9 protein-coding genes are annotated in these 8961 nt (G+C 72.4%); 4 read left to right on the top strand and 5 right to left on the bottom strand.

What is annotated here, in order from left to right; translation table 11 throughout:
- Positions 1-658: 658 nt before the first annotated feature.
- On the bottom strand, positions 659-1159 hold the full coding sequence (locus K7G61_RS09990; protein ID WP_225846340.1) for a hypothetical protein: 501 nt from the start codon (positions 1157-1159) through the stop codon (positions 659-661).
- 303 nt (positions 1160-1462) lie between these two features.
- Between K7G61_RS09990 and K7G61_RS36915 the strand changes: the two genes are divergently transcribed.
- Together K7G61_RS36915 and K7G61_RS09980 are read left to right on the top strand one after the other, a co-directional pair.
- Positions 1463-2470: a LuxR C-terminal-related transcriptional regulator gene (locus K7G61_RS36915; RefSeq protein ID WP_225846339.1), complete on the top strand. Its 1008-nt coding sequence runs from the start codon at positions 1463-1465 to the stop codon at positions 2468-2470.
- Between the two features lie 182 nt (positions 2471-2652).
- Positions 2653-3006 (top strand): hypothetical protein, encoded by a 354-nt coding sequence (locus tag K7G61_RS09980; protein WP_225846338.1) that lies wholly within the window; start codon positions 2653-2655, stop codon positions 3004-3006.
- Between the two features lie 258 nt (positions 3007-3264).
- Here the strand turns inward: K7G61_RS09980 and K7G61_RS09975 are convergent, their stop codons facing one another.
- From K7G61_RS09975 to K7G61_RS09965, 3 genes are read right to left on the bottom strand one after another with little or no spacing between them, the layout of a single operon-like run.
- The gene (locus K7G61_RS09975) at positions 3265-3831 is read right to left on the bottom strand and encodes a hypothetical protein (protein WP_225846337.1); all 567 of its coding nucleotides are present in this window, start codon (positions 3829-3831) and stop codon (positions 3265-3267) included.
- A gap of 44 nt (positions 3832-3875) precedes the next feature.
- The gene (locus tag K7G61_RS09970) at positions 3876-4367 is read right to left on the bottom strand and encodes a glutathione peroxidase (protein WP_225846336.1); all 492 of its coding nucleotides are present in this window, start codon (positions 4365-4367) and stop codon (positions 3876-3878) included.
- 52 nt (positions 4368-4419) lie between these two features.
- Positions 4420-5151 (bottom strand): pentapeptide repeat-containing protein, encoded by a 732-nt coding sequence (locus K7G61_RS09965; RefSeq protein ID WP_225846335.1) that lies wholly within the window; start codon positions 5149-5151, stop codon positions 4420-4422.
- Between the two features lie 133 nt (positions 5152-5284).
- Here K7G61_RS09965 and K7G61_RS09960 point away from each other — a divergent pair, with 133 nt between their 5' ends.
- Both K7G61_RS09960 and K7G61_RS09955 read left to right on the top strand, forming a co-directional pair.
- Positions 5285-6652: an FtsW/RodA/SpoVE family cell cycle protein gene (locus K7G61_RS09960; RefSeq protein WP_225846334.1), complete on the top strand. Its 1368-nt coding sequence runs from the start codon at positions 5285-5287 to the stop codon at positions 6650-6652.
- Complete coding sequence (locus K7G61_RS09955) at positions 6649-8139, top strand: penicillin-binding transpeptidase domain-containing protein (protein WP_225846333.1); 1491 nt, start codon at positions 6649-6651, stop codon at positions 8137-8139. Before K7G61_RS09960 ends, K7G61_RS09955 begins: the two co-directional genes overlap by 4 nt.
- Here K7G61_RS09955 and K7G61_RS09950 read toward each other — a convergent pair.
- Positions 8117-8932 (bottom strand): polysaccharide deacetylase family protein, encoded by an 816-nt coding sequence (locus K7G61_RS09950; RefSeq protein ID WP_263984174.1) that lies wholly within the window; start codon positions 8930-8932, stop codon positions 8117-8119. The genes K7G61_RS09955 and K7G61_RS09950 overlap by 23 nt on opposite strands.
- Positions 8933-8961: the final 29 nt, after the last annotated feature.

Here is an 8961-nt window from a genome sequence, read left to right as displayed (position 1 = left end):
GAACCGAGCGCGAGGAGCGGGGCGGCGACCAGGGTCAGCAGCGCGCTGCCGGCGACGGCCAGCGTGCGCGTGAAGGGGCGGCGGGTGGATCTGCCGGGCGTGGTGCGCTTTTCGCGGATCTGTCGGAGCACAGTGCGTCGACCTCCGTCGGCCGGGAGTGGGGGGTACAGCCGCGGGCGCCTGGAGAGCGGCTCGGCGCCGTCGGCCGCGGGTGGGGGGCGGTGCGGATGTCCTGGTGACGCCCTGTGGGCGTTGGACAACTTTGTGGGAAACAGGTAACTCGTGTGGTGATCTGACGTCAAGTAGTGGTCGAATACTTTCGGTTGTGTGGGGATCCGAGATGTTCGGCGATGGCGACGGGGGCATCCTCGTTACCCGGAACAAGTGCGCCCGCACGCCGGCCGCCCGGGCCCCCTCCACGCAGGGCAGGTAGTCGTCGACAAACAGGCACTCCCCCGGCCCCACCCCCAACTGCCCGCGCACGGGGACGTAGGCGCGCGGGGGCAGGGGCCGGGGGCGCGGGGGCGGGCGGCGGGTGGGCGCAGGGGGCGCGGGGGCGCGGCAGGGCGCGGCCCCGTACCGATGGTGCGGTACGGGGCCGCGTGGGCCGGGCGCCGGTGGTGCGGGGGTTCCGGCGGTCTCGGCGACCTCAGTGGTCTCAGTGGCCGAAGAGGTGCCGGGCGTGGCGGCGGTGGTGCGTGGGCGCCGGCCGTTCGGCGGGGGTCGCTCCCGCGGGTTCCGCCGCGGCCCGGCCGCCCGCCATGCCGCGGTCGGCCGCCACGTCGTCGCGGCGGGCACCGTACTCGTACGCCCCGTACTCGCTCTCCGGGGCCGCGGCGGGATCCGAGGCCAGCCGGGCGGCCAGTTCGTCGCGCTCGCGGGCGGCCGCGGCGGCTTCCATGCGGGCGGCGGCGATCTTGCGCGACCGGCGCCGGCGCAGGACACCGCCGGTCACGGCCATCATCGCGCCCAGGCTGAAGATCAGCGCGAGGGCGAGCCCCGCGCAGAAGATCGCCAGGCCGTTCATGGTGGCGATGTGGTAGCCGAGCACGGTCACGTCGTGCTCGGCGCCGCCGCCGAGGTTGTCGGCTATGACGAGGCCGGTGAAGGCGGCCGTGCAGGCAAGGAGCAGCAAGCCCAGGATCAGCATGTGGGTCACCTCCGGTGATGGGCTCCTTCCCCTCCGGCTACCCCCGCGCCGGGCGCGCACTCACCGCGCCCGCCGCCCCGCCGCCCCAAATCGCCCCCGCTGGCCGTGGCGTACGTCCGCCAAGCCACTCCAGGACAGTAGCGGAAGCGGGCGGAATGATCGATTATGGATCAGGACACGGGGAGTCCGGGGTGCGGCGGAGCGACCTCGACCGCTGGCACATAACTGAACCATTGCTAAAGTCGCTTCGGGTCCTGTCGCCAACTGCGTACCGGCCCGGGGTCAGGCTCGCGGTGACGAAAGGGGGAAACCGTGGCCAGTGCTGTTCGGAGTGGCGGGGCAGATGCGGCGGAAGCCGGGCTCGCCCTCTACCAGGCGTTGCGGGCGAACGGTTCCATAGCGCCGCGGAAGGCCGTGGCCGAGCTCGGACTGACGGAGGCCGAGGCCGCGGCCGGGTGGTCGGAGCTGCAGGACCTGGGGCTGATACGCCCCGGCCCGGCTCCCGAGGAGGTCACCTCGGTGGAGCCGGACACCGCGCTCATCGGGCTGCTCGCCAGGCAGCGCGAGGCGCTGCGCCATCAGCGCGAGGAGCTGTCGTCGATCATCCGCGCCGCCGAGTCGCTCATGGAGCGCTACCGGCCCGCCGTGATGCGGGAGACCGCCGAGATCGAAGTCGAACTCGTCACGCGGGACAACCGCGGCCGGCAGTTCGTGCAGGATTTCGACGCGACCGTCACCGAGATGATCGGCTCGATGCATCCCGGCCCATTGCCTTCCGGGGAAGTGCTCAACAATGCACTCGCGGAAGACGCGGCATTGATTGCGCGCGGGGTGCGGGTGCGTTCTATTTACAGTGAGAGCATCAATTCGGCACCGCGCCAGCGGAAATACCTTTCCGATCTCGTGGCCACCGGGGTGGAAGTCCGCCTGGCCTCCCACGTGCCTTTCGATCTGCTTATCGCGGATTCGCACAGCGCCCTTGTCTCGGCCCATCCCGACGACCCGCGCGGCACCGCCGTCATCGTCCGCGGGCCGACCCTCGTCCGGTCCTACGTCGCCCTGTACGAGGACTGCTGGCTGCGATCGACCCCGTACGCCACGCACTCGCCGGACTCCGGCGGGGCCTCCGGCGAACTGACCGAGCAGCACCGCACGACGCTGAGACTTCTGGCCAACGGGCTGACAGACGAACGTATCGCCCGCAAACTAGGGGTGTCATTGCGCACAGTGAGTCGCCTGGTATCGGAGATCATGCGATACCTTGAAGCGGACAGCAGGTTCCAGGCCGGGGTCTTGGCCGCCACACGCGGTCTGATATGAGTTGACATGAGCTGCGTATTCACGCACTTGCGCACATACGCACAACCGGAATGTGGCCCTCAACTGTCCCCCTTTGGGAACATGAGGCTCGTTACGTGTATCTCCGCACGTCTTACGAACCCTCACCGTCCCAACGACCTCTGCCGCTTCTAAGGATTGCGATGTCGCGTAACCGGCTATTGATGCACGTCTCCACAGTCGCCGCCGTGGTGCTCGCCCTGTCGTCGCCGGCTGTGGGCACCGCTGTCGCCGCGGGCTCGGACGGCGACGCCGGCTCCCGGGACGCCGCGGCCACTCCCTCCGTGTGGTGGCCGGGTGCCACCACCGACGCCTCTCCCGCCGTCTGGTGGCCCGGTGTCGTGACCGACGCCACGCCGACCGTCTGGTGGCCGGGTGACACCACCGGCGCCGCCGACACGGCCGACGGCCCCGCCGTCTGGTGGCCCGGTGTCGTGACCGACGCCACGCCGACCGTCTGGTGGCCCGGGCTGGCCACCACCGGCGACGACACGGCGGCCCCGGCGGTGTCCGTATAGGCGCGGACCCCGTTCGCCCCGGACGTCTCCGTAAACGCTGACGTCGTCACGGCCGAGCGCATGCCGGTCCATGGCCGGGCGGTCCCCGAGGGGGCCGCCCGGTTCGTGCTGCGGGGGCCGCGGGGGCTGCAGATGCCGTAGGTGCTGTGCGGGCCACAGGGGCTGCGGGTGCTGCAGGTGCTGTAGGCGCTGTTCGTGGTCTTCACGCCGTCCGTGTCGTGTGGTGTGCGAATCATCGGGCCGGGCGGCACGAACCCCTCATGACTCCAGGCATCGCGCACGCCGGGCGGGTATGCGCCGCGCGTGGGACAGCGGCCGTGCGACGGTCAGGCAGCGCCGCAGCAGTTCGTCGATCTCCGCCGCGGCGTCCTCGGCCGCCGGGTGAACGGCGAGCCAGGCGAGGTGCCGGCGGAGGAATGCTGCGAGGGCCGGAACCGTCCGTAGGGGGAGACGGACGTTCCGGCCCTCGACCAACAGATCGGCCCAGGAGGCGAGAGTGCCTCGAATGTCGGCGCGCGCCTCGACAGCCGGCCCGTTCAGGGGGATGCCGGGCCGGGCAATGCCGGTCAATCGGTCGCCGGAGTCCGGCGCCGGTACGAGCGCAACCTCCAACTCGCCGTATACCCGGGGAAGCAAGGCGAGTTGCCGATCCAGCCGCTCCTGGCAGGGAACGCACAGCGCAGGGTCCGTGTCGACACAAAGGTGTCCGCTACGGAACTTCGTCTCCTGCACTTGCCCGGTCCCTTCCTCTCCGGTGCGGTGATTAAAGCCAACCAGGAAGGGGGTGATCCGGACAATGTCCACCGACCGGCCGGATTCTGCCATGGCGCGATCGCGCAAATAAGGCACCCACCCGGGCTCTGACCTGGTCAGCTCACCAGCAGCGCCTCAATCGCCCCGGTGACCTCAGCCGCCTCCGGCTCGGTCCTGGGACGGAACCGGGCGACGGCCTCTCCCGTGCCGCTGATCAGGAACTTCTCGAAGTTCCACTGGATGTCCCCGGCTTCCCCGGCCGCGTCGGGCACCTGGGTCAGCTCGGCGTACAGCGGATGCCGGTTCACGCCATTGACGTCCGTCTTCTCCAGCATCGGGAAGCTGACCCCGTAGGTGGTGGAGCAGAAGGTCTGGATCTCCTCGGCGGTGCCCGGCTCCTGGCCGCCGAACTGGTTGCAGGGCACGCCCAGCACGGTGAAGCCGCGGTCGGCGTACCGCTTCTGCAGCCGCTCCAGGCCCTCGTACTGCGGCGTGAGCCCGCACTTGGAGGCGACGTTCACCACCAGGACGGCCTTGCCGCGGTACTCGCCGAGGCTGGTGGGCGCGCCGTCGAGGGTGAGGAGCGGGATGTCGTGGAGGGTGGTCATGAGATCTCCTGGTCGAGTGATGCAGAGGGATGGGGGATCCGCCGCGCGCGGGTCAGCGGTCCTTGACGGTGATGCCGAGGGTCTGCGCGAGCGCGGGGGCGAGGTCGAGCAGTTGCGTGGAGGTGATCAGGGCGCCGCGCAGCGCCTCGTAGCCGTCGGCGAGGTCGATGGCGGTCGCCCCGCGCAGGTCGGCCTTCTTCACGGTGGCCCGGCCCAGGCGGACCCGCTCCAGGCGGGTGCCGGGGAAGGACACCGAGTCGAGCGTGGCCTCGGCGAGGTCCACTTCCCGCAGGACGCAGTCCTCGAAGACCACGTCGTGCAGCCCGGCCGAGCGCAGGTTCACCGAGTCGAGCTTGCAGCGCCGGAACGTCACCCGGCGCAGCACGCTGCCGAACGCCTCGACGCCGGCCAGGGAGCAGGCCAGCAGGGCCGAGTCCAGCCAGTCGGTGTCCGCCAGGGACACGCCGGTGAAGCGGGTGGCGCTGACCCACACGTCGTTGAAGCGGCAGTTGCGCAGGTCGGCGTCGGTGAGGACGCAGTCGGTCAGGGCGGACTCCAGGAACCGGCTGCCGGTCGCGCGGGGCCGCCCCCGGCCGCCCCGCCCGCCCGGACCGCCCTGTTCACCCTGTTCACCCGGTTCACCCGGTTCGTCCGCTCCCCCCGGCTCGAAGGCGCGGTGGTCGAAGTGGACGGTGTCGTAGTCGCCCTCGATCTCCAGCGGGCCCCGGTAGGGGCGCAGCAGATCGGCGTACGGCAGGTCGGACAGTTCCTCCGGGGCGGTCACGTCGGCCAGCGTAGTCCGGGCGGGTGCGGCACCCGCAGGGGACGCACCCTTGCGGGTGTCCGGGCGAACCCCCGCGGGGACAGAACCGGCCGGACCGGGCGAAGCCTCCCTTTTCCCGCTAGCGTGACGCCCCATGAGCGCACCACCGGGCACGCCCCCCTCCGCCGGACCCTCGCGCACGGTCGAGCTGGGCCTGATCGTCCTCGCGGTCGCGATCGCGGTGTACGGGTACGCGGAGGTCGGGCTGGCCAGGACCGGCCGCGTGCCGCAGGGGGCCGCGGGCTACGGCGCGGGGCTCGGGGCGCTCGCGCTGCTCGCCCATCTGGCGGTGCGCGCCCGCGCCCGGTACGCCGATCCGCTGCTGCTGCCCATCGCGGTGCTGCTCAACGGCATCGGCCTGGTGCTGATCTACCGGCTGGACCTGGAGCCCGTGCTCGGCCCCCGCGCCGCCCCCGCGCAACTGGTGTGGTCCAGCGCGGGCGTGGGGCTGTTCACCGTCGTGGTGCTCGCGCTCGGCGACCACCGGGTGCTGGCCAGGTACGCGTACGTCAGCGTGACGGCGGCGCTCGCCCTGATGGCCGCGCCGATCCTGTTCCCCGCCGTCAACGGGGCCAGGATCTGGATCCGGCTGTTCGGACTGTCCATCCAGCCGGGCGAGTTCGCGAAGGTGCTGCTCGCGGTGTTCTTCGCCGGCTACCTCTCGGCCAACCGCGCGGCCCTGGCGTACACCGGCCGCCGCGTGCTCGGCCTGCGCCGCCTGCAGCTTCCCACCGGCCGGGTGCTCGGCCCGGTCGTGGCGATCTGGCTGGTCAGCGTGGGCGTGCTGGTGCTGGAACGGGACCTGGGCACCTCGCTGCTGTTCTTCGGGCTGTTCGTGGTGATGCTGTACGTGGCCACCGGGCGTACCGGCTGGATCGCGGTGGGGCTGCTGCTGGCCGCGGCGGGCGCGGTCGCCGTGGGCGGCCTGGAGCCGCACGTGCACGACCGGGTACGGGACTGGCTGCACCCCTTCGCGTCGATCGACGCCGGCGCCGGCGCCGGTCAGCTCGCCCAGTCGCTGTTCGCCTTCGCGGACGGCGCGGCGCTGGGCAGCGGGCTCGGGCAGGGGTACTCGTACCTGATCGGGTTCGCCGCCAAGTCGGATTTCATCCTGGCGACGGCCGGCGAGGAGCTGGGGTTCGCCGGGCTGTGCGCGCTGTTCCTGCTGTACGGGCTGCTGGTGGCCCGCGGTTTCCGGGCCGCGCTCGCACTGCCCGACCCGTTCGGCCGGCTGCTGACGGTGGGGCTGGCGTCGATCCTGGCGCTGCAGGTGTTCGTGGTGGCCGGCGGGGTGATGGACCTGATCCCGCTGACCGGCATGGCGCTGCCCTTCCTGGCCCAGGGCGGCTCCTCCGTGGTCACCAACTGGATCATCGTGGCGCTGCTGATCCGGGCCAGCGACCGGGCCCGCCGCCCGCTGCCGCGCCCGGCGGCAGCCGAGCCGGTGGGGGCGGCGGCGTGAACCGCTGCATCCGGCACACCGGCGTGATGTGCGTCCTGCTGCTGGTCGCGCTGCTGGTCAACGCGTGGCGGGTGCAGGTGCGGCACGACTCCTCGTACGACCGCAATCCGGCCGATCCGCGGCTGACGATCGCGCGGTTCCACGACCCGCGCGGGGACATCCTGGTCGACGGCCGCCCCGTCACCGGGTCGCGGGCCACCGGCGGCCGGTTGGCTTACGCGCGCACGTACACCGACGGGCCGCTGTACGCGCCGGTGACCGGTTTCTCGTCGCAGGTCTACGGCGCCACCTTGCTGGAGGGCACCGAGGACGCGCTGCTGGACGGCAGCGCGCCGGAGCTGGCCTCGCCCCCGCTGTTCAGCCGGCTGACCCGGGTGCGGCAGCGCGGCGGCGACGTGCACACCACGCTCGACCCGGCCGCGCAGCGGGCCGCGTTCGAGGGGCTGGCCGGGCGCAAGGGGGCGGTGGCCGCGCTGGACCCGGCGACCGGCCGCATCCTGGCGCTGGTGTCCTCCCCCTCGTACGATCCCGCGCTGCTGTCCGGCGGCGGGGCGCGTACCGCCGCCGCCTGGCACGCCCTGACCACCGACCCCGACCAGCCGATGCTCGACCGGGCGATCCGGCAGACGTACCCGCCCGGCTCGGCGTTCAAGGTCGTCACGGCCGCGGCGGCCGTGCAGAGCGGCCTGGTGCGGGACCTGCGGGCGCGCACCGACTCCCCCGACCCGTACCGGCTGCCGGGCACGGACGTCGACCTGGTCAACGAGGGCGGCGGCTGCCGGGACGCCTCCGTCTACGACGCCTTCCGGATCTCCTGCAACACCGTCTTCGCCAAGCTGGGCGCGGACCTGGGCCGTTACGGGGTGGTCCGGCAGGCGGAGGCGTTCGGCTTCAACGACCGCGGGCTGCGGCTGCCGCCCGCGGTCGCCAAGAGCAACGTCGACAAGGAGATGAGCCCGGACCAGGTGGCGCAGTCGTCCATCGGGCAGTTCGACACCACCGCCACGCCGCTGCAGATGGCCATGATCGCGGCCGCGGTCGGCAACGGCGGGCGGCTGATGACCCCGTACCTGGTGGACCGGGTCACCAACCACGGCGGCGTGACGGTGTCGGTGACGAAGCCGCGCCTGCTCCACCAGGCGGTCAGCGCCCGGACCGCGGGCCTGCTGCGGCAGTTGATGGAGGGCGTGGTGACCGAGGGCACCGGGCGGAACGCGGCGATCCCCGGCGCGGTCGTGGGCGGCAAGACCGGCACCGCCCAGCACGGCCCGGCCAACACGGGCACGCCGTACGCCTGGTTCATCGCCTATGCCGGGCCCGCCGGCTCCTCGCGCGCCTCGGTCGCGGTCGCCGTGGTCGTCGAGGACGCCGACGCGGTACGGGCGGACATCTCCGGCGGCGGCAACGCGGCGCCGATCGCCCGCGCGGTGATGCGGGCGGTCCTCACCTCGCCGCTGTCGAGCTTCAGCCCACCTTCGGGAAACTGAAGGCGTAGCCCTGCTGCTTCAGCCACGTCAGGCTCTGGCCGAGCGCCGTCACGGTCTGCGAGCGGTTGCCGCCGCCGTCGTGGAACAGCACGGTCGGGCCGTTGTGGATCTCGTGCTTGACGGTGGCGAGTATCACCGATACGCCGGGGCGGTCGAAGTCCTTGCTGTCGATGTTCCAGCCCAGCGGGCGCATCCCGTGCGCGGCGGCGAACGCGCGGCTGGCCGGCGTGAACGCGCCGCCGGGGGCGCGGTAGTAGTACACCCGGGCGCCGCCGGAGGCCTGCTTGATCATCTCCAGCGCGTCCATGATCTCGTCCTTCTGGTACGCGACCGGCTTGTGGTCCATGGCCGTGTCGTGGTGCACGGTGTGGTCGCACAGCCGGTGCCCCTCGGCCACCACCTGGCGGACCAGCTCCGGGTGCGCCTCGGCCTGCGGGCCGATCATGCAGAAGGTGGCGTGCACGTGGTGCTGCCGGAGCACCTTGAGGATCAGCGGGGTCCAGTGCGGGTCGGGGCCGTCGTCGATGGTGATGTTGACGGCCTTGCCGGGCGCCTCGGCCGCGTGCTGGATGGTGGCGGGCACGGAGGGGCCGTTGTCGGAGCCGACGGTGACGCCGGGCGGGGGCGCGGCCCGGTGCGTGCCGCGGGTCGGCTTCGCGCTCGGTCCCGTCCCGGGCACCCCGCCGGGCAGCACGCTTCCCCTGGCGCTGCCGGTGTGGTGTCCCCCCGGCGCCGCCAGCGCGGAGGCGACCGCCGCGATCACCACCACGAGCACGGCCACGGCTATCGCCATCACCTGCGGCTTCGCCCTCGCCACCTGAA

Origin of the sequence: Streptomyces sp. HPF1205 (assembly GCF_020400825.1) — a bacterium.
Classification (GTDB): Bacteria; Actinomycetota; Actinomycetes; order Streptomycetales; family Streptomycetaceae; genus Actinacidiphila.
This window is presented reverse-complemented; position numbering and strand designations above follow the sequence as displayed.